Source organism: Agrobacterium sp. 20P9.1.2 (assembly GCF_057799395.1).
This window is the reverse complement of the sequence record NZ_JBYOKI010000006.1, coordinates 13576-34199: the sequence shown is the minus strand read 5'-3', so window position 1 is coordinate 34199 and position 20624 is coordinate 13576. Positions and strand designations below refer to the sequence as shown.

The following is a 20624-nucleotide window of genomic DNA, read 5'->3' as shown; positions in this document are numbered from 1 at the left end:
CCTGCAGAAAGCCGCTCGCTGCTATACTCTAATGCTTTGAAAAGCAGAATAGATCAATGATCACGTCATCGGCATTTTGAAACGCGTGAGACTGCTGGGCCAGACGCGCCTCTTCAAAGCTCTATGGTCTGGCCGTCCCACGCAGCGAAGGCACCGGCGAATTCCTTTTTTGCATCCGCTTCGATGATTTCAAGCTCGCCGTCGGTGCGAAAAGGCGCGTGGTGGATCAGCCCGACGCTTTTGGCATTGGCATGCTTGGCCAGAAGAACGGCCTGCTGCCATGAGGAATGACCGTAACCGCGATAGGTTTCCATCTCGGCATCGGTGAAACATGCGTCGTAGAGAAACAGGTCCACATTGTCGATCAGCTTCAGAACCGACTTGTCCAGCTTTCCGGTCTCGTGCTCCGTATCGGTGATAATGGCGAAGCTGCGGCCCTGCCAGTCGATGCGGTAGCCGATGGCATTGCCGGGATGGTTCAGCATGCCGGTTGTGATGTTGAGTTCGGAGTGAACCGGCAACACATCACCGGCCTTGAAATCCTTGGTGATGATCTGGGCGCAGCAGATATCGAGGGGAGCGGGGAACCATGGCGGGCTCATGAATTCAGCCAGCATTTCCCGCGTGGTTTTCTGCCCGGCAAGATGGCCGGACCATATGCGCACATCGTTCTCACGATTGAAGAAGGGTTTGAAATAGGGAAAGCCGACGATGTGATCGTAATGGCAATGGGAGAAGAACATGTTGACATCACCGATGCCCTCAGCCTTCAGCGCCTGACCGGCGGGCAAGAGGCCCGAGCCCGCATCGAACAGCAAGACGTGGTCTCCGCACCTCACTTCGATGCAGATCGTGTTTCCACCATATTTTTGGAATTTTTCTCCTGAGACGGGAAGCGTTCCTCTTGCTCCCCAGATCTTGACCCGAAATTCCTGTTTATTGTCCCGACGATGATCGTCGGAATGCAACGCCATGATACACCCCAATTTACCACGAGCGCCCCAAGCTCCTCCTATGGGCACCGTGCTATCTTTCCTGTCTTTGCCCCAGCCTTCCGGGAGACAGCTATGTCTCCGCCATTAGTACGCCCAGCATTTCAGTTTTATTACAATAGCACCACTTTTATTTTTCTTTCGAATAATGGCGCTGGAGAATGGTGTTTCTTTTAAGCGTTTGATCCCGACCGCGCTTTGCTGAGTTCCGACGTCGTCTGTGTCAGACGCTCGGCAAGTACCCGCATCACCTTGATCGTCACATCGGGGAAATCGGACATCAGCTTAAAGAACTGTTCTTTGCCGATCCGCAATGCTTCCACGGACGTCGAGGCGCGCACGGTTGCGGTTCTGACGCTGTCGCAGAGAATGGCGATTTCACCGACGATGGCGTTACCGCTCATTTCGGTCAGCTTTATCTGGCCGGATGGGGAGTCTATCAGCACATCCACTTTGCCCGTCAGCAGTACATAGGCAGCATCGCCAAGATCACCTTGGCGGAACAATTCGTCTCCGGCATGGTAGGAAACCCGATCAGATGCAAATGCCAGCAACTTCAGCTTGGAAGGTTCCATTTCGCTGAAGAAGGGAACGCGTTTCAGCATCTGAATTTCGTCTTTGAAAAGCATTGCCTTTTCCTGTCCGTGTTCCAGTTCGATCGCCATACACTACGCTGCGATCATTTCTTTGAATGTACCGTTTTCTTCTGAAAGAGTCTCGTATGTTCCATCTGCGACCACCGATCCATGGTTAATAACGATAACACGGTCGAACATTTTTGACAGAGATGGATTGGAAAGCACCCACAGCACCCCGGGATTGGCGCCATCGCTCTTCACGAAGGCCATGACATTGTCGACGATTTCCTGTTGCATGCGATGGTCGAGGCCGGGGAGCGGACGGTTGAGAACGTAATAGTCCGATTTTCTGATCAGCGCGCGGGCCAGATTGAGCTTCTGTCGCTGCAAGGGCCCCAGTCGCTTGCCGCCTGCGCCTAGGTTGAATTCGAGCCCAACGGCCAGCACCTTGTCATAAAGGCCCTGCTTCTTCATCGCATCGGCAACGATCTTCGTGATGCGGCGGGACGCATCGGCATAGCGATGGCTGATCTTGCCGAACAGGATATTGTCGAGAAGGCTGGTCGATGTCGCATATTTTTCCGGATCATAGGGCTCGATCCAGCTGCGCAGGTCATCCGGCAGTTTTTCGTGGAACATGTGGCGGACTTCCACGATCTTATCCATCACCTCCTGCGTCAGAAGGCCGAAGCGCTGGCGCGGTTCGATGTAGAAGAAGCTGAGCCGCAACATGGCGCGCCGCTCCGCCTCGGTTGCATCCTTGTAGCCCTTGCCCTGAAGGCGTTGCAGCATCTGCTGATAGCCGGGAATATCGTCCGCCGTCATGAAGGTGAGCTGCTGGAAGAACGGGTGGTCGGGCGGCAGGTCGCTGAAGATTTCCACGACGTTTTCGGCAATCGTATAACCCATGGCGAACAGGGTTTCGGACAGGCCGGTGCCGCGCATCAAAGAGCGGAAATAGTCGCTGTTGATGATCATGCTACTGCCGGTCGCGGAATCGCGCATCGTTCCGAACATGATGTTTTCGCCAACCGTCGCCTCGGCATTGTAGCTGTTGGGCTCAAATGGCACGATCAGGCCGCTGAGATTTTCCTTGTCGAGCTCCACGCGCAGCGCCTGACGCAATTCCACGATCCGCGCTGCCAGATGCAGATCGGTCAGGGGGTCAATGGACGAGCGCAGCGCAAAATCGAGAACATCCTGCGATAGCTGAACCGTATCGAGAACCGACAGCATGGCTTTCAGGAATTTTCCCTCTTCATCGCTTCCGGCGGGGCTGGATCCGTAATCGATCCAGTCGCTGTTGATATCGATATCGGGATTTTGAGCGAGTTTGGCTTCGCGGATTTCCCATTTGCGATGTTCGAGTTCGGCACCTTCATACTCACGCGGCTTCAAAGGGGCGTGTTTCAGGCCGTAAACGAGGTTTTCCTTGAGGCTGTCATGGAAGAAATAGGTGTCGGCAGACACATAGGAGATGCGCCGTCCGGTGACGGATTCCGGCAATTCGTGAAGGTCGGTATCCCCGAATGTTATCTTGCCTGAGGTTGGCCACAGGGTACGCCCCAGCGCATCTGCCAGCGCTTCCGCTCCCGAGCCGCCGACGATCGCGATGCTTTCACCTGGATTGATGGTCAGGGATGCCTGATCGAGAAGACGCGTGCCGCTATCGTCGTCCAGCGACAGCCCGGCAACAACGATAGGGCCGGTAATGGCTGCTGCCGCTTCTGGCGAAAGGGCCTGAATTTTCGAGTCGATCATGGTGGGCGAATCGAACTGCTCGAAAACCTGCTCGTATTTGACCTGAACGTCCTGACGGGCCTGATCCCAGTCGATCAGTTCCTTCAGCGGGCCGGGAAGTTCTTTGTAAGCGTTGATCACGGCCACCAGCTGACCGACATCGAGGCTGCCGCGCAGCGTCAGATAACCGCCCAGCGCGTAAAAGAAAAAGGGTGTCAGCTGCGCCAGAAAATTATTGATGAATTTGACGATGAACTTCCACTGGTAGAGATCGTAGCGAATCTTGAAGATTTCGCCGAGCCGGTGGGCGGCATCCGCTCTCTCGTAGTTGGATGTGTCATAGGCGTGGATCGTGCCGATGCCATCGACCATTTCACCGATACGGCCTGCCAGCTGCCGGGCGCTCAGCTGGCGCTGTCTGCCGAGTTCGATCAGGCGACGGCGCATTTTGGGGATGATGCCGACCTGAATGGCGGCCATGAAGGCGGCAATCAGGCCAAGCCAGAAATTCTGCACGAGAATGAAGAAGAGCGCCGACAGCGCCTGTCCACCCAGAAGGGCGGGCTGAACGAAGGCGTCACCGGTAAAACCACCCAGCGGCTCGACCTCGTCCTTGATCATGCTGGAGATTTCCGCGCCCTTCACACGTTTGAAGTGGGACGGAGGAAACAGCAGAATACGATCAATCAGCTGGAAGCGGATGCGGCGCAGCAGGCGTTCGCCAAGGCGGCCCTTATAGGTGTTGATGTAATATTTGAAGAGGCCGTTGATGATGACGAGCGCCAGAAAGGTCAGGCTCAGCCCCATCAACATGCCAAGGCGGGTCAGCTCGATGCCCGGAAACAGCGTGATCTTTCCCATATAGGGTAGATCAAGCGTCAGATGCATGAAGAGCTGCGTGGAGTTCACGCCCTCGAAACCATCCCCCTGTATCGGGCCGTTGACGATCTGTTTGGGCAGGTCAAAGGCGAGGAAGTATGGGATCATCGAAAACGCGACGATCAGCAGAATGAAAAGCTGCTGCCGCCGCGTGTGATTCCAGATATAGCGGGTTAAACTTTTTTCCATGTAGGACTTCTGTGCCTTGCCAGACTGGAAGGTAATTGATGTTTTCGATTGCGTCAAAGCCGCTCTTGAATGCAGGCAGATGTCGTTTCGAAAATGGAGAGAGTATGCGTGCTGCGGTGAACGAAACGGAACATGACGCCCAGTATCGGCGTGGTCCATTTAGTCACGAATTCGGCGGAATACGAGCCTTATAGCGTATTTCTTCAGAAACGAAATACACGGCTGCTGCCAAGCGCGCGAATTTCGCCCTTCGGTGCATCTGCCGACTGCTGGTCCAAGGGTATCAGTTCTATCTGGCGACCCTCACCGGGGGGCAAGTGAAACCAGTCCTCAGCTGGTCGAAAGCCTTCCGCGTCGATATGCACGGACTGTGCAAAACGATCGGTGGTGAGATGCGCAATCCAGCGCTCGCCCTCGCGCGACACTTCGGCGTGAAGCGTGGCGGAATGCATGGCTGTCTTGCGGCCAATCGGAAAATGAAACGCGTCTGCCAGAAGCGCGCCGGTTTTCTGGTCGATCAGCCGCGCAACCGTCACATCGTGGGAGGGTGGGCCGAAACGGTAGGCATAGGTCGTATCGAAAAATGCGCCGAACAAATCCGTGGCGGCGATCTTCTGTTTCCCGCGTGAAGCCAGGTTTAGGGCGCGCTTGCCGGTCACGACAGGCTGGAGACCATCACGCAGGCAGGTGATCTCGACCACGGCGTCCACATCATCAGGGCTTTCATTGATGAGATGAATATCGAGGCCGTTCGTACCCTCATCCAGAAGCGTGATCTGTAGCGGGCGGAAGGCGCGTTTCAGCCCATACCATGCCGCCTTCGGTTCTCCCGTCGCATCGATCACGCCCCAGCCGGGGCCGGGCAACAGATCCTGCAATGTCCAGACCAGAGCGCCCTGACAGGACGATCCGCTGCGGCGCCATTCCGCGAATGTCGCTTCCATGACTTCAGCGCTGACGGCGCGCGAAGGGTTGAGATATCGCTCACCATCCTCACGGCGCAGGGTGGATGGCTCCACCTCGTAAAGCAGCTTGAGATAGTGATCTCGTACATCCTCGAAATCCCACGACGCGCCGCGGTCCCGGGGCACGCGGGCTTTCCACTGCGGGTCGTGCACCGGCTTTGCGGGCAGGTGCTTGTCCAGCGTGCGTTGCTGCGGGACGTTGGCGAAGGCGAGGCATTCTCCGGCGAAGCGCAGATCGGCACGGCGCGCATCTTCCAGCGGCCGGCAATAGGCACCGACACCGTAGTAATGACCGACTTTCTCGTTCGGAACGAAGGGCAGAGCTCCACCGAAAGGGGAGTTGGGGACATAGGCGATATCAGGCCGCAACCGCCGGACATGGGCGGGCAGGATTTCTTCTGTCAGCGGACCTTTCCAGAACTGTTCGGAAAGCCCCAGCATCGCGCCCTGCTGATACATTTCGCTGCCACCGCACAGCACGGTCAGCGAGGGGGAGAGTGCGGTATTCGTGAGAAGCTGCGAGATTTCCGCTTCGATATGGGCAAGGAATGCCTCATCCTTAGCCGGGTAATCGAAATTCGCCAGCATCATGTCCTGCCAGACCATGAGGCCCAATCGATCACAAAGCTTGAAAAAGTCCGGCGTCTCATAAGCCATCGTGCCGCCAATGCGGATCATGTTCATGCCAGCCTCAGCAGCCAGTCGCAGCCAGGGCTCGTAATCTCCGGTGGTGCCGGGCAGCCGCACGATATCGGCATTGGTCCAGACCGCACCCCGGCAGAAAATCGGCTCACCGTTGATGTTCAGGCCAAAGCCTTTGCCATCTGCGCCGTTGTTTATCTCAATGCGGCGAAACCCCGTCTTGCCGAGAGGATATGTCTGCCCTTCTATGCGAAGACCGACGTCGTGAAGGGCAGGCGTGCCATGCGTTGCCGGCCACCAAGGTGCGATGTCCGCCAATCGCAACTGACCTTCAAAGGTGCCATCGCCTTTCGCGTCCATCCTTCCGGAATGGCCTGCGCAATGTATCTCGACAGCCGAAGCATCTCGTTGCAAGCGGACAGCCAATTGCAGAGTTCCGGTTCCATCGGCCTCAAGCTCCGATCGAGATGACAGCACGTCGAAAACGCGCTCGCTCTCGCGGATCAGGCGGATAGGACGCCATGGGCCAACAGCATGGATCTCCGGACACCAGCCGGGCATGTGGCCAAGCGCTGTCGTCCTGACCAGCCGCAGGCCTTGCGAATTCATCATCTGCGGACGCCAGCGCGCCCGTGGGCCGGGTCGCTCCAGACGGGGCGCAAGGGCACGAAAACAGATGGCGAGTTCATCCGCGCCGGTCTGTTCGAAAGGGATATCAAGCGCTTCGAACATGCTGGTGGAATGGGCGAGAAGCTCTCCATTGAGGAAAATCTCCGCAATCGTCGCCAGTCCTTCGAAATGCAATCTGGCTGGACCGACCACATCAGACACCAGTGTCAGCCGGTACCATGCGTCCTGCGTATTCAATGGCTGTGGATTGAGTCGATCAAATTTTCCGAGCGTTTCCAGCGCCTGCGCAACTGTGCCGGGAACGGGTGCCGTCATCTCGTCGGCATCGATGGGAATATCGACCGGCGTCAGATAGGCATCGCGTTCCGTCAGCGTTAAGGTCCATCCCTCGCTGAGCGATTGGCCATTCGCAGCGTGGAAAACGGATGCTGCCGTCACGCCGCCTCGCTTGTGTTGCTGAGCCTGCTCTCCAGTTCCGCCATCATCTCGTCCCAGGCTGCGATGGCCGGGTCGAGCACGGTTGCGAGTGTTTCGAACTTGCGGCGGGCAATGGCGCGGGCAAGCTGGAATTGCACGGTTTTTGCCACTTCCGAAATGCGAAGCGCGTGGGCCGGTGCCTGGCCAAAGCGCTGTTCGCCACCCAGCCATTCCAGATGGCTGGCGGCGAGTTCGAAATTGGCACCGAGCTGGCGAAGCGTGTTAAAGGCATATTTATGGAAAAAGCCGAAGGGCCGGTCAGCCACGTTTTCCACCTGCTTTGGAAAGACTTGAGCGAAAGCCCTGATCGGATTGCTCTTCGGGCGTCTCTCGAAATGCTGAAGCAGAAGTCGGTCCGCCGCTCTTAGCCTTTCCTTGTCGCCAACAGGCTTTTCGGGAAATTTGGCGAATTCCGTATAGGGCAGAAAGGGAAGATCGTCCTCTGTCAGGTGGTGCTGGAAAATGCCGGAGAAATCATCGCCTTCCAGTGCAAAGTAACCGGCATTGTGGAAATATTCCAGCCTGCGGTTTTCCAGATCCATCCGGTTGATGGCGACGGTGGTCTTGCCATGCTCTTTGCGATAGGCGGTGCCGTGCGTATCCGGCATGTAGAAACTGTCCATCTCGATCAGGCAGATGCGCCCGCGCCGCAACTGCGTTTCGATATGGCTTTCGAGCCTGTCGAAGATCGCCAGTTCGGTGACACGGATGCCATAAAGCGCCTCAAGATCTTCCAGCGGTACCTTGAAGAAGGTGAACTGGTCGCCTTCGAAATCCTGGGTGAGCGTGAAGCCGAGCATGGCTTCCGGCGGCAGATTGCTCGCGGCCAGAAGCTCGATCCATAGATCGACATAGCAATTGGTTTCCGGCCACATGCGCTCCAATGAATGAAGCGAATGTTGAACATAGGTGTCAGCGCTCAAGGCCGGAAAAATACTCGTCATACCGTCCTCAGCCCCAAAGCGTGTCCCGCACAGACTGCGGCCATGCTTCCACATCCAGTCCGTGTTTTGCAAACAGCGCCAGTGCAATGCGCTCCAGCCCGAAGCCGACGCAGGCGGTGTGGGCAACAGCACCATCCGCAAGGTTGAGACCCCATTTGGCTCCGAATGCGTCCTGATGGTAGTTGAAGCTCATGCAAGCGGTCTGATTGGTCGTGGATGTAACCGGGATCAGCAGTTCGAATTTCAGGTTCTGGTCGCGCTGGTTGTTGGCCAGCATCTTACCCGCGCGCCCGAAGAACGGGTCGTTAGCGATATCGATCTTCACATCGAGACCGATCTTTTCCATCATCTCCACGCCGCGATCCATCCACAGCTGGCGGAATTCGGTGACGTCGCTTTCCGTGCCCATGCGCACATATTCGCGCATGCGGAACAGCTGCTGGCGTGCCGGGTCCTTGGATGGTTCATGGCGGAAGCAATAGGATTGGATGTCGTAGAGACCGCCATTGTCAGGCAGATTGCCGCGCTTTGCGATGGTCGGATAAAGCGGGTAGCAGGCCGCAGGCGTCAGCACGATATCGGTGATCTTCTGGTCTTTCGTCCAGTCGCTACCCTCATCCATGCTTTTCAGCAGGCTGACGTGGTCCAGCTCGCAGCCGCAGAAGGAATGGACTGTGCCAGCCAGCTGCGGGAAGCTTTTCATATAGCCGCTTTTTTCAAAGTAGGCGCGGTTGATGCCGGGCGGGAAACGGATGGCTTCCGCCTTGTCACCGCCGCCGACCTTGTCGATCAGGCGCTCGAAGGCGACAATCACGTCTTCAAACTGGCCGCTGCGGCCATAAAGGCCATCTACGCCGGTATCGATCAGCAGGCCCTTGTCGAACAGGCGATCCAAAAACGTAGTTTGCATGTCCATGGTTTTATCCTGAAAGGCCAGAGTTATATCGAAAGACTTGTGTCCTGCTTCTGCACGAGCAGGAGATTGGCGGAGTTGCTTAAAATTCTGTCGTTGGAAATCATCAGTTGCGCCGAGTGCGCATCGCGCAGATGTCGTCCGAGACTGTAGGGCGTACCGTTTTTGTAGCCCATGATGCCGCAGATCAGCATGGCGTGATTGATGATTTCCAGAATGGTTTCCGACGAACAGATCTTGACGTTGTTCATGGCAATGGCAAAGCCCATGGACATCAGCCTGTCCGGATCGGACTTGGTATCCTCATAGGCCTTCAGACCGGCAATGACGTTGGATTTGACGATCTGGAGCTTGTTGGACACTTCCGCCAGACGGATGGCGCCGGGAGGTGCCACGCCGGGGGATTTGCGGGCCGCTGCGCGCACGAAAGCCTGTGCCCGCAAAACGGCGTCGGCTGCAATGCCGTACCAGACGCCGCTCCACAAAAGATGTGAGGCTGCCAGCATGGATTGCGCCGCAATTTCCGCAAAAGGCTTGGGAAAGATTTGTTCAGACGGCGCTTTGCCCTTGAACAGGAAGCCATCGGAGCAGGTGCCCCGCATGCCCAGCGTGTTCCAGACATGGGTCTTTTCAAGACTGTACTGGTCTTTCAGAAACACCGTCATCACCTGATCGGCAGGCGCTGCATCGGCATGCGCCCGCGAGGTGATGAGGATGGCATCCGCTTCGCTGCCATAGGAAATGACGGTCGCGTCCTTTTCCAGCGTGCAGCTGTCGCCATCCACATGGATGGCGCAAATCGAGTTGCGCAGGTTTCCGCCAATGCCGCCTTCGGTCGTGGCCGAGCCGATCAGCAATTGGTCGGCGGCCAGACGCCGCATGAAACCCGTGTGCCACGCGCTTTCCTCGCCATGTTCCACAAGGCTTGAGGCCTTGATCTGGTGCATGGCAAAAATCATCGCGGTTGCGGAGCAGGACTGGCCGAGAATGCAGCAGATATCGGCGATCTGCCTGAGATCGGCGCTTTCGCCGCCCAGATGAACGGGAATCTGAATGCCGAGCAGGCGCTCGGCCCGAAGGGCGTCCACCGCCTCTTTCGGAAAACGTGCTGCGGCGTCCACATCGTCCGCATGCTGCGCGGCGATGGAGGCGACACGCGCTGCGCGTGCAGCCAGCGTTGAATCCGGTGGGGCAACGGACACGTTCATCATGCCGCCTCTTTGCCGTCGAGAATGGCTTTTACCGTGTCTTCGATGGCCTTGATGCTGGCGAAAGACTTGCGATTGAGCATGCTGTCGGGAAACTCGATATCGAAAGCATCTTCAATTCCCAGCATCAACTGTACTGATGCGAAAGAAGAAAGTCCGGCTGCATAAAGATCAGCTTCGTCTGCAATTGTATCGACAGGCACAGGGAGCTGGCCGAATTTCGACAGTATTTCACGAATTGTTGAATTCATTCTCAATAGTCTCCCTCAGATAGAGCGTCATCATAACGCATTCTTGGAGTTAATCGCGAAAAAATAACATTCCAATAAATGGCGAGGTTAATTTGTGGTGACTTCCCGCCCTTATGAAACATACCGCAGATGCCAACTTGACAAAACTCCATGTCAGGTTTTTGATTGAGGCATTCACCAGGGGGGTCCCGGCAAGGGGCTGAGATACTGCTAGAGCGCGCAGTGACCCGTTGAACCTGATCCAGTTCATACTGGCGTAGGGACGGTGCAAACGCGGGAACAGCAGTTCGGCCTTGCCGAATCCATCGCTATTCGTCCCGTGGTTTTTCGTCTTCAAGCTCGAACTGGGTCTCCACTGTTTTTGCTTTGGAGCCTCACGATGAACATTGCCGCTAAAAATCTCTCTCCTTTCGTTACAACAGGTCCGCTGCCTGCTTCGACCAAGGTCTACAAGCCGGGCATCATCCACCCTCACATCCGCGTTCCCATGCGCGAAATCGCCGTGCATCCCACGGCGGGCGAACCACCCGTTACGGTCTACGATTCCTCCGGTCCCTATACCGACCCGTCTCACGCTGTCAGTATCGAAGGCGGCCTGCCGCGCCTGCGCCATGACTGGGTTGTCGCAAGGGGGGATGTGGAGGCTTACGAGGGTCGCCACGTCAAACCGGAGGATAATGGTTTCGCGACGGGCGAACGCCTGACGCCTGAGTTTCCGCTACGCCACCAGCCGCTGAAAGCGAAGGATGGCAAGGCAGTAACGCAGCTTGCCTATGCCCGCGCCGGTATCATCACGCCGGAAATGGAGTTCATTGCCATCCGCGAAAACCTTGGCCGCGAAGCTGCCAAGGAAAAGCTGGTGCGGGATGGCGAAAGTTTTGGCGCGAATATCCCCGATTTCGTCACGGCGGAATTTGTGCGCCAGGAGGTTGCTGCGGGCAGGGCGATCATTCCCGCCAACATCAACCACCCCGAGGCAGAACCGATGATCATCGGTCGCAATTTCCTCGTCAAGATCAACGCCAATATCGGCAATTCGGCGGTCACCTCCTCCATGGCGGATGAGGTCGACAAGATGGTCTGGGCCATCCGCTGGGGTGGTGATACGGTCATGGACCTCTCCACCGGCCGCAACATTCATAATATCCGCGAATGGATCATTCGCAATTCGCCGGTGCCGATCGGAACCGTTCCGCTCTATCAGGCGCTGGAAAAGGTCAATGGCATTGCCGAAGACCTGACTTGGGAGGTGTTTCGCGATACGTTGATCGAGCAGGCCGAACAGGGGGTGGACTACTTTACCATCCATGCGGGGGTGCGGCTGCATTACATTCCGCTGACCGTCAATCGCGTTACCGGCATCGTTTCGCGTGGCGGCTCGATCATGGCCAAGTGGTGTCTGCATCACCACAGGGAGTCTTTCCTCTACGAGCATTTCGAAGAGATTTGCGACATCTGCCGCGCTTACGATGTGTCGTTTTCGCTTGGTGATGGTCTGCGCCCCGGCTCGATTGCCGATGCCAATGACGCCGCACAATTTGCCGAGTTGGAAACGCTGGGTGAGCTGACGCAGATCGCCTGGGCGAAAGATTGTCAGGTCATGATCGAAGGCCCCGGCCATGTGCCGATGCACAAGATCAAGGAAAACATGGACAAGCAGCTGAAGGTCTGCGGCGAAGCGCCTTTCTATACGCTTGGGCCGCTGACCACGGATATTGCGCCCGGCTACGACCACATCACGTCAGGCATCGGTGCGGCGATGATCGGCTGGTTCGGCACGGCCATGCTTTGCTACGTCACGCCGAAGGAGCATCTCGGCCTGCCGGATCGTAACGACGTGAAGGTCGGTGTCATCACCTACAAGATCGCCGCTCACGCTGCGGATCTCGCCAAGGGACATCCGGCAGCGCAAATCCGCGACAATGCGCTGTCGCGCGCCCGTTTCGAGTTCCGCTGGGAAGACCAGTTCAACCTGTCGCTCGACCCGGAAACGGCACGGTCCTTCCATGATGAGACCTTGCCGAAGGAGGCGCATAAGGTGGCGCATTTCTGCTCCATGTGCGGGCCGAAATTCTGCTCCATGCGCATTTCGCACGACATCCGCGCCGAGGCGCAAAAGGAAGGTCTGGAGGCCATGGCACAGAAATTCCAGCAGGGCGGTGATCTCTATATGCCGCTGGAAAAGCCGGTAGCAGGTGAGTGAGATGCGCATTCTCATAAAGGGAGCAGGTGTTGCCGGTATGACGGCTGCGCTGGAGCTTGCCCGACATGGAATGGAGGTCGCGGTTTGCGATCTTGCAAGCGAACCGGGGCGCGGTGCGTCCTGGTATGCGGGGGGCATGCTGGCACCCTGGTGTGAGCGGGAAAGCGCCGAGGAAGCCGTTGTCACACTCGGCCAATCGGCAATGGACTGGTGGGACGAGGCCACGCCGGGACTGGTCAAACGAAACGGCACACTGGTCGTCGCACCCGCACGGGACAAGTCAGAACTTTCGCGTTTCGCTTCTCGCACATCAGGCTATCGCTGGATGGATGAGAACGAGATTGCGGCGCTAGAGCCCGATCTCGCCAGTCGGTTTCGGACTGGACTGTTCTTCGAAGGCGAGGGGCATCTCGATCCGCGACTGGCTCTCTCGGCACTGTATGAGCGTCTTGTGTCGATGGGTGTCCGCTTTCACTTCGGCGGCGAGGCGATGGATGAAGGTGAATTTGATCACGTCATTGATTGCACCGGCGCGGCACAGACCGGCAAGCTTACCGGCCTTCGCGGCGTGCGTGGCGAGATGCTTTATCTCTCTACCGGTGAGGTGACGCTCTCCCGTCCCGTGCGGCTGCTTCACCCGCGCATTCCGCTCTACATCGTGCCGCGGGAAGCGGGGCGTTTCATGGTGGGCGCGACGATGATCGAAACGGATGAGGCGGGGCCGATCACCGCCCGTTCGATGATGGAGTTGCTGAATGCGGCTTACGCGCTGCACCCTGCCTTTGGTGAGGCGCAGATCATCGAAACGGGCACCGGCATCCGCCCCGCTTTTGCCGACAATCTTCCCGCTATCAAGGAAGAGGGCGGCACGCTGTTTATCAACGGTGCCCATCGGCACGGGTTTCTGCTGTCGCCAGCCATGGCGCGGCAGGCCGCCGATATTATGATGTCAAAGGAGGTTTCCCATGAAAATTCTCGTCAACGGGCAAGAGCATGATCTTGCTACCGACAGGCTTTCGCAACTGCTGACCGTGCTTGACTACGAAGGCGACTGGCTGGCAACAGCGGTCAATGGCGATCTCGTCCATGCGCAGGACCGCGATGATTTTCGGCTGAAGGAATTCGACAGGATCGAAGTTCTTTCACCCATGCAGGGAGGATAGGCGATGTTGAAACTCTATGGACGCGAGGTCGGATCACGGCTGCTGCTCGGCACTGCTCGTTACCCTTCGCCCGCCGTGCTTGCGGATGCGGTGCGCGCCAGCAAGACCGATATTCTGACGATCTCTCTCCGACGCGAAACGGCGGGTGGCAAGCAGGGTGGGCAGTTTTTCGAGCTCATCCGCGAGCTGGACCGCAACATTCTGCCCAATACGGCGGGTTGCCACACCGCCAAGGAAGCGGTGCTGACGGCCAAGATGGCGCGGGAGGTGTTCAAGACCAACTGGATCAAGCTGGAGGTGATCGGCAATCACGATACGCTTCAGCCGGATGTTTTTGCACTGGTGGAAGCGGCCCTCATTCTAAGTGATGATGGTTTCGAGGTCTTTCCCTATACAACCGATGATCTGGTGGTGGCGGAAAAGCTTGTGGATGCGGGTTGCAAGGTGCTTATGCCCTGGTGCGCACCCATCGGCAGCGCCATGGGGCCGCTGAACATCACCGCCTTGCGCTCCATGCGCGCCCATTTCCCGGATGTGTCGATGATTGTCGATGCGGGTCTTGGACGGCCATCCCATGCCACGACCGTCATGGAACTGGGTTACGATGCCGTGCTGCTCAATACGGCGGTGGCGGGTGCGGGCAATCCGGTCATCATGGCTGGCGCCTTTGCAAAAGCGGTGACGGCTGGGCGCGAGGCCTATCTCTCAGGCATGCTGGAGCCGCGCGACATGGCGGTGCCATCCACGCCTGTGATTGGCAAGGCGGTGTTTTCCTGAGCCGTTGACAAGATGAGGTGAGGGCGGGATACCGGCAGGCATGAGCCTCAAGAGGTACCCAGACATGCACAATCTGCTGACCGATATCGATGGTGTGGCTGTCGGTCATGCCACCGATCTCCAACTCGGATCGGGTGTTACCGCCATCGTCTTTGACCAACCGGCCATCGCCTCCGGCTCCGTTCTCGGTGGTGCACCGGGCGGGCGGGATACGGCGCTACTCGACCCATCCATGACGGTAGAGGTGGTCGATGCCTTCGTGCTCTCAGGCGGTTCGGCCTTCGGCCTGGATGCTGCAGGCGGTGTGCAATCGGGCCTTCGCGAGATCGGGCGTGGCTTTGCGGTCGGATCGACCCGCATTCCCATCGTGCCGCAGGCGATCCTGATGGATTTGCTGAATGGCGGAAACAAGGATTGGGGCCTGCATTCGCCCTATCGCGATATGGGTTATGATGCTTTCAAGGCCGCAACTCGCCAGCCCTTTGCGCTTGGCAGTGTCGGGGCTGGGACGGGCGCGACCACGGCGACCTTCAAGGGTGGGCTGGGTTCTGCCAGCGCCGTTACGTCGGGCGGCCATAAGGTTGCGGCCATAGTTGCCGTTAATGCTATGGGCTCCGCGACTGTGGGAACAAGCCAGCATTTCTGGGCTGCCCCCTTCGAGCGTGACGATGAATTCGGCGGGCTTGGCTTACCGCCCCAGTTTTCAACTGCCGACACGGCCATGCGCATCAAAGGCGTAACGCTAACGGCAACGACGATTGGTGCAGTGGTGACCAATGCCGTGCTGACGAAAGCGCAGGCGCACCGGCTTTCGATCATGGCGCATGGCGGGCTCGCCCGCGCCATTCTGCCGTCACATCTTGCCAGCGATGGCGACACCATGTTTGCCGCTGCGACCTGTCAGAAACCCATGAATGCCGCGAGTGACTTTGCCGAGCTTTGCCATCTTGCGGGCATGGTCGTTAGCCGTGCCATTGCCCGTGGCGTTTATGAGGCCACGGCCTTGACGCATGAGGGCGCGCAAAAATCCTGGCGGGATCATTTCGGAGCAGGTGCCGAATGAGCGATCAAACCGAGAAAATGCCGCTAAAAACGGTTTTGCGGATCGATTTTCCGCCAAATGATAGACTCGGACGGGGCAAAATCCAGTTGATGGAATTGATTGCCTCTACCGGCTCCATTTCCGCTGCCGGGCGGGCCATGGATATGTCCTATCGCCGCGCATGGCTGCTGGTAGATGCGCTAAACCACATGTTCAAGGAACCGGTGATCGAATCCCAGCGCGGTGGCAGCCAAGGTGGCGGGGCAAGCTTGACGGCCTTTGGGCAGGAACTGCTTGAACGCTATCGTGGCATGCAGCAGCGCTTGAACGATACACTGAAAGCCGATCTCGACTGGCTCGAGGCGAACCGGCAGTCCGATCAGTAAGGATCGAGCGCAGCCGATTTGATGATGGCAAAGATCGGCTTTCCCGGTTCCAGCGCCAGGCGTTCGACCGACAGCTTGGTGATGCGCGACGCGATGATATCGCCACCGCAATCCACCTGCACCATCGCCATCCCATCCTCTGAAAGCGCAATCTCTGCAATTCGGCCTTCCAGAATGTTGAGCGCGCTCAGACCCTCGGGTTTCACTGTCGCCAGCATCACGTCACGGGCCGGAATGTGAACGCGAACGCGGTGCCCGACCTCTGCCGATGGTGTTGGAACCTGCAATACCACCTTGCCTAGCCTGATCTTGGCGAGGCCGTGCGCAGAATCGAAACCTTCCACGTTACCAGATAGAATGCTGCCGATCTCCCGGCGTTCTAGCTGGGCGGTGAAAGCGGGGCGCGAGAGGATTTCGGCTGCCGGGCCTGAGACCTCGACCCTGCCATCCTTCATGACCACGATCTGGTCTGCAAGGCGCGACACCTCGCTGACGGAATGGCTGACATAGATGATCGGAATTTTTGTCTCGTCGCGTAGCCGTTCGAGATACGGAATGATCTCAGTTTTCCGCGCCTCATCGAGCGCGGCCAGCGGCTCATCCATCAACAGCAGGCGCGGCGATGACAGAAGCGCGCGGCCAATCGCCACGCGTTGCTTTTCGCCCCCGGACAGTTTTTCCGGGCGGCGCTTCAGCAGGTCTCCGATGCCGAGCATCTCGATGATTTTTGTGCTTTCCGTCTGTGCGCCCGTTTTGCCAGAGAACCAGCGACCATAATGCAGGTTCTGCTCGACGGTGAGATGCGGAAACAGGCGCGCTTCCTGAAACACGGTGCCGAAGCGGCGTTTGTGGCAGGGGGTGAAGAGGCGTTTGTTGCTGTCGGCCAGCGCCGATCCATCAAGCGTCAAAGTCCCATGATCGGGCCTCGTCAATCCGGCGATGATGCGGATGACGGAGGTTTTGCCGGAGCCGGAACGTCCGAAGAGCGCGGTCACGCCTTTACCAGCGGTAAGATCGGCGTCCAGCGTGAAGGCACCCAGCCTGTGTTTGACAGTGAGCGTCAGCGTCATTCCGCATTCACCCTTTTGCCGACGATGCGCGCCAGATATTCCGAGGCCAGCAGAGCGACCATAGAGATAGCGATGGCAACCAGCGTCAGCCGCATCGCGCCCGCATCACCACCGGGAACCTGGGTGAAGGTGTAGATGGCCGCTGACAGGGTCTGTGTCTCGCCGGGAATGTTGGAGACGAAGGTAATGGTCGCGCCGAACTCTCCCATGGCCTTGGCAAATGCGAGGATCATGCCTGCGATAATGCCGGGCAGGGTGAGCGGCAGGGTGACGGTGAGGAACACCCAGAGCGGGCTAGCGCCCAGCGTGCCCGCCGCTTCCTCCAGCTTGCGATCCACCGCTTCGATCGAAAGGCGGATGGAGCGCACCATCAGCGGAAAAGCCATGATGGCGCAGGCCAGTGCGGCGCCCGTCCAGCGAAAGGAAAAGACGATGCCAAAATACTGATCGAGAAACTGTCCGATCACACCACGACGTCCGAAAGTGACGAGAAGAATGAAGCCGGTGACAACAGGAGGCAGGATGAGCGGAAGGTGCACGATGCCGTTGAGCAGCGATTTGCCCCAGAACTGGCCGCGTGCAAGCGCCAGGGCGATCAATATGCCGAAGGGAAGGCTCGCGAACATGGCGATGCTGGACACCCAGAGGCTCAGGCGTATCGCCGTCCATTCTTCCGCGCTGAGGGTGAGCCAGTCCAATACGCCATTCCCGTCAAAAGGTGATGACCCCGACGATTGCCGGAGCCATAAGGATCGTGAAAGCCGATCTTACTTCAGAATGGTAAAGCCCTGCTTTTCAAAGAAAGGGGCAGCCTTGGCCGATTTCAGGAATTCGAGATAGGCAGCCGCTGCCGGGCTTTTGGATTCCGACAGGATGGCAACCGGATAGATGATCGGATCGTGGCTGTCCTGCGGGAAGGTGCCGACGATCTTGACGCCCTGGTCGGCGGCAGCATCGGTCTGGTAGACGATGCCATAAGGGGCCTCGCCGCGAGACACGAGAACGAGAGCTGCGCGAACGCTTTCCGCACCCGCAACCTTGCCTTCCACGGAAGACCAGACGCCGAGCTTTTCAAGCGCGGCCTTGCCGTATTTTCCAGCCGGAACGCTATCGACCGCGCCCATGGCCAGCTTTCCATCACCCACCAGCTTTGCAAGGTCGAAGCCCTGTTTGATGTCGACCGGCGTCGCCTTATCGGCAGGGGCCACCAGCACCAGACGGTTGCCGAGCAGGTTGGTGCGCGTATCTTCTTTGATCAGCTTTTTGCCCGCGACATAATCCATCCACGCAAGGTCTGCCGAGATGAAGAGATCGGCGGGTGCTCCCGCCTCGATCTGTTTGGCCAGCGCCGAGCTAGCGGCATAGGACACCGTGGCCTCATTGCTGGTTTCCTTGGCCCATTCCGCATTGGCCGCATCAAGCGCATTTTTCATGCTGGCAGCGGCAAAAATGGTGACCTTGTCCTGCGCGAATGCGGGAAAGGACATCCCGGATGCGACAAGCCCTGCGCCCGCAAAGACCGCCAATATTGTTGTCATAATCGTGCGGCGAAACATTCCCATACTCCTCAACCCTTCTCACTCGAAATATCCCAATCGATATATCGGTCATAGAGGTCAAGCATTATATTTTCAAGAATATATCGATTTCTGCGAAGACAATATGTGATTTCAGCTTTCTCCCTGAAAGTGGTCACCGGTAATAGGACAACGAGATTACAGCGCTGCCCCTTGCCGTTGAGTGCTGCATGACTGAATATAAAATAATCGCTCGGAAGTTGTGATCCGCTAGTGCATGAAACAGATTCAGGGAGAATATCGCGAATGATTTCAAAAACTCTTGCTCGGATTGCGGATGCAGTGTTCGAATGGACAGTCAAATGGAAGACGAAAACGCGCAGCTATGCCGAACTTTACGATCAGTCGGTTGAGACACTTGAATCTTTGGCGGAGGCTGGAAATGCCGACGCAGCCTTTGTTCTGGGTGACATCTACGACCAAGGCTATAATTGTATGCAGCAAGATCGGGAACTTGCGCTGAAATGGTATTATCAGGCCGCCGAAGACGGTCAAGGCGATGCTCTTAACAATATTGGCAGCATGTATGAGCACGGCGACGGCGTGCTTGAAGTGGATATGGAAAGGGCGCGAGAATATTACGAAAGATCAGTTGGAGCCGGGTGCGCCGCTGCCATGAACAATCTTGGGCATTTTTATTGGCGGGGACAAGGCAGCCTCAGCGCCGACAAACGCAAGGCACTTCTGCTGTTCAAGAAAGCTGTGCGGCATGGTCATGCCAACGCCGCCGTCGCGCTAGGCTATCGATACCGTGAAGGTGAAGGCTGCAAACAAAGTTTACTGAGAGCACTATACTGGTATCGGGTAGCGGAAAAAGCGGATGAACCGCATGGCTGTTACAATCTCGCTTGTTTTTATTACTTCGGCGGTGATCTGCCGCAAAATTACGGTCGGGCCGTCTCACTCCTTAAACGAGGTTCCAATCATCATCATCCTGCATCCAATGCTTTGCTGGCGCTGGCTTATGAACACGGCAGCTCGGTGGAACCCGACTTGGAAAAGGCGCTCGTACTTTATGAGCGCGCACATGGCGAAGACGGGTTAAACCGTGAAGAGGAGATAGATCGCGTTCTTGGAAAGATGGGACAGCAGCTATCTGACATGGAAAATCCTCTGGAGCGGATCGATGAGTTTCGCCAGATGGTATTTAACCCCAAGAAACGGTTTCGTGTGCGTGCGCTTTTGCATGAACTCAAACGGCTTGAAGGAATGTTAAAGGAGACTGGCCAACTGACACCCGTCATAGAAGGTCAGATGAAACTCATTGGCGCTTACGCGCAATGGATGATTGGTGATCGCGGCTGTGCCGAGTGGATTGATGCGGCTCTGGGCATTGAAAAGCACAATCCTTTCCTCATGCCATTTGAACAGGCAGCGCTCTTACATGCGAAAGCCCGTCTTTTTATTAGCATCGCAGCATGGCGACCAGCTATCGCTTCATTGGTCGAAGCGGAAAATGTTTCCAGAGCTCATCTCGATGATTCGAGGATCGCACATTTTGCCATTGCTGGCGACCTCGGTTACTGCCTTCATGAAGCTGGCGACATTGATGAAGCCCGTCAGGTGAATCGCGAACTTTTGAAGCGTGTTGAAAAAACGGAGGGCTCCGACGAAAAAATACTCGTGAGAACCTTGGCAAATCTCGCGCAGAACGAATTCGCCTTGGACAATCACGAAGAGGTTGTGTCTCTTTATGAACGAAACCTCAAGTTAGCGGAAAAACTAGAAGACAAAGAACTGATTTTCCTAACGCTTCGGGATCTGGCACTTGCAAGTTTCAGGATAGAGAGGGCTGATGAGGCGGAAGGTTTTTTCAGGCGGCGGATCGATATGGCAGAACGCAGCGGCTCGCAAAAAGACTTGATGTCCGCTCAGGCTGATCTCGATGAATTGCGTGTACGCATCAGCAAAAAGCACACATTGCAATAGCGCTGCGGTGTCCGGTTAGATGCGCTTTTATCGAGTTCTGCTTGCGTCTGACGAGAGAGCGGACGCTAA

The 20624-nt window shown here is 57.1% G+C and carries 18 protein-coding genes and 1 riboswitch; of the genes, 7 read left to right on the top strand and 11 right to left on the bottom strand.

Features of this window, described 5'->3' with window-relative positions:
- Positions 1-113: 113 nt before the first annotated feature.
- The 8 genes from AC27VJ_RS17005 to AC27VJ_RS16970 form a co-directional block, all read right to left on the bottom strand.
- Complete coding sequence (locus AC27VJ_RS17005; RefSeq protein ID WP_488685235.1) at positions 114-815, bottom strand: MBL fold metallo-hydrolase; 702 nt, start codon at positions 813-815, stop codon at positions 114-116.
- A 350-nt stretch (positions 816-1165) separates the two neighbouring features.
- Positions 1166-1621 carry a cyclic nucleotide-binding domain-containing protein gene (locus AC27VJ_RS17000; protein ID WP_113086191.1) on the bottom strand — a complete coding sequence of 152 codons (456 nt, stop codon included), beginning with the start codon at positions 1619-1621 and terminating at the stop codon, positions 1166-1168.
- A 39-nt stretch (positions 1622-1660) separates the two neighbouring features.
- The gene (locus AC27VJ_RS16995; RefSeq protein ID WP_488685027.1) at positions 1661-4378 is read right to left on the bottom strand and encodes an ABC transporter transmembrane domain-containing protein; all 2718 of its coding nucleotides are present in this window, start codon (positions 4376-4378) and stop codon (positions 1661-1663) included.
- Positions 4379-4581: 203 nt separating this feature from the next.
- Positions 4582-7053: a glycoside hydrolase family 2 protein gene (locus tag AC27VJ_RS16990; RefSeq protein ID WP_488685026.1), complete on the bottom strand. Its 2472-nt coding sequence runs from the start codon at positions 7051-7053 to the stop codon at positions 4582-4584.
- Positions 7050-8036: a DUF1839 family protein gene (locus AC27VJ_RS16985; protein ID WP_488685025.1), complete on the bottom strand. Its 987-nt coding sequence runs from the start codon at positions 8034-8036 to the stop codon at positions 7050-7052. The genes AC27VJ_RS16990 and AC27VJ_RS16985 overlap by 4 nt, the downstream gene beginning before the upstream one ends.
- Before the next feature lie 7 nt (positions 8037-8043).
- Positions 8044-8952: an amino acid--[acyl-carrier-protein] ligase gene (locus tag AC27VJ_RS16980; protein ID WP_488685024.1), complete on the bottom strand. Its 909-nt coding sequence runs from the start codon at positions 8950-8952 to the stop codon at positions 8044-8046.
- Positions 8953-8975: 23 nt separating this feature from the next.
- Positions 8976-10157 (bottom strand): acyl-CoA dehydrogenase family protein, encoded by a 1182-nt coding sequence (locus AC27VJ_RS16975; RefSeq protein WP_488685234.1) that lies wholly within the window; start codon positions 10155-10157, stop codon positions 8976-8978.
- Positions 10157-10408 (bottom strand): acyl carrier protein, encoded by a 252-nt coding sequence (locus AC27VJ_RS16970; protein ID WP_113086155.1) that lies wholly within the window; start codon positions 10406-10408, stop codon positions 10157-10159. The genes AC27VJ_RS16975 and AC27VJ_RS16970 overlap by 1 nt, the downstream gene beginning before the upstream one ends.
- A gap of 169 nt (positions 10409-10577) precedes the next feature.
- Positions 10578-10689, top strand: a riboswitch (TPP riboswitch).
- Positions 10690-10787: 98 nt separating this feature from the next.
- On the opposite strand from AC27VJ_RS16970, the gene thiC reads away from it, so the two are divergent.
- The 6 genes from thiC to AC27VJ_RS16940 are packed head-to-tail and all read left to right on the top strand — an operon-like array spanning position 10788 to position 15979.
- A complete protein-coding gene (gene thiC / locus AC27VJ_RS16965; protein WP_488685023.1) occupies positions 10788-12611 on the top strand; it encodes a phosphomethylpyrimidine synthase ThiC in 1824 nt (607 codons plus the stop codon).
- 1 nt (position 12612) lies between these two features.
- Positions 12613-13608: a glycine oxidase ThiO gene (gene thiO / locus AC27VJ_RS16960; RefSeq protein ID WP_488685022.1), complete on the top strand. Its 996-nt coding sequence runs from the start codon at positions 12613-12615 to the stop codon at positions 13606-13608.
- Positions 13577-13774 carry a sulfur carrier protein ThiS gene (thiS, locus tag AC27VJ_RS16955; RefSeq protein WP_488685021.1) on the top strand — a complete coding sequence of 66 codons (198 nt, stop codon included), beginning with the start codon at positions 13577-13579 and terminating at the stop codon, positions 13772-13774. The genes thiO and thiS overlap by 32 nt, the downstream gene beginning before the upstream one ends.
- Before the next feature lie 3 nt (positions 13775-13777).
- Entirely contained in the window at positions 13778-14551 is a 774-nt protein-coding gene (locus AC27VJ_RS16950; RefSeq protein WP_488685020.1) for a thiazole synthase, read from the top strand.
- A 40-nt stretch (positions 14552-14591) separates the two neighbouring features.
- Positions 14592-15614 (top strand): P1 family peptidase, encoded by a 1023-nt coding sequence (locus tag AC27VJ_RS16945; protein WP_488685019.1) that lies wholly within the window; start codon positions 14592-14594, stop codon positions 15612-15614.
- Positions 15611-15979 (top strand): winged helix-turn-helix domain-containing protein, encoded by a 369-nt coding sequence (locus AC27VJ_RS16940; protein WP_488685018.1) that lies wholly within the window; start codon positions 15611-15613, stop codon positions 15977-15979. Before AC27VJ_RS16945 ends, AC27VJ_RS16940 begins: the two co-directional genes overlap by 4 nt.
- On the opposite strand, the gene modC is transcribed toward AC27VJ_RS16940, so the two are convergent.
- The 3 genes from modC to modA form a co-directional block, all read right to left on the bottom strand.
- Positions 15973-17049, bottom strand: coding sequence for a molybdenum ABC transporter ATP-binding protein (gene modC, locus AC27VJ_RS16935; RefSeq protein ID WP_488685017.1), 1077 nt, complete (start codon positions 17047-17049; stop codon positions 15973-15975). The two genes, AC27VJ_RS16940 and modC, sit on opposite strands and share 7 nt — an antisense overlap.
- Positions 17046-17747, bottom strand: a complete 702-nt coding sequence (gene modB, locus AC27VJ_RS16930; protein WP_113086163.1) for a molybdate ABC transporter permease subunit — start codon at positions 17745-17747, stop codon at positions 17046-17048. The genes modC and modB overlap by 4 nt, the downstream gene beginning before the upstream one ends.
- A gap of 69 nt (positions 17748-17816) precedes the next feature.
- The gene (gene modA, locus AC27VJ_RS16925; protein ID WP_488685016.1) at positions 17817-18611 is read right to left on the bottom strand and encodes a molybdate ABC transporter substrate-binding protein; all 795 of its coding nucleotides are present in this window, start codon (positions 18609-18611) and stop codon (positions 17817-17819) included.
- 261 nt (positions 18612-18872) lie between these two features.
- On the opposite strand from modA, the gene AC27VJ_RS16920 reads away from it, so the two are divergent.
- Positions 18873-20555, top strand: coding sequence for a tetratricopeptide repeat protein (locus tag AC27VJ_RS16920; protein ID WP_488685015.1), 1683 nt, complete (start codon positions 18873-18875; stop codon positions 20553-20555).
- Positions 20556-20624 lie beyond the last annotated feature (69 nt).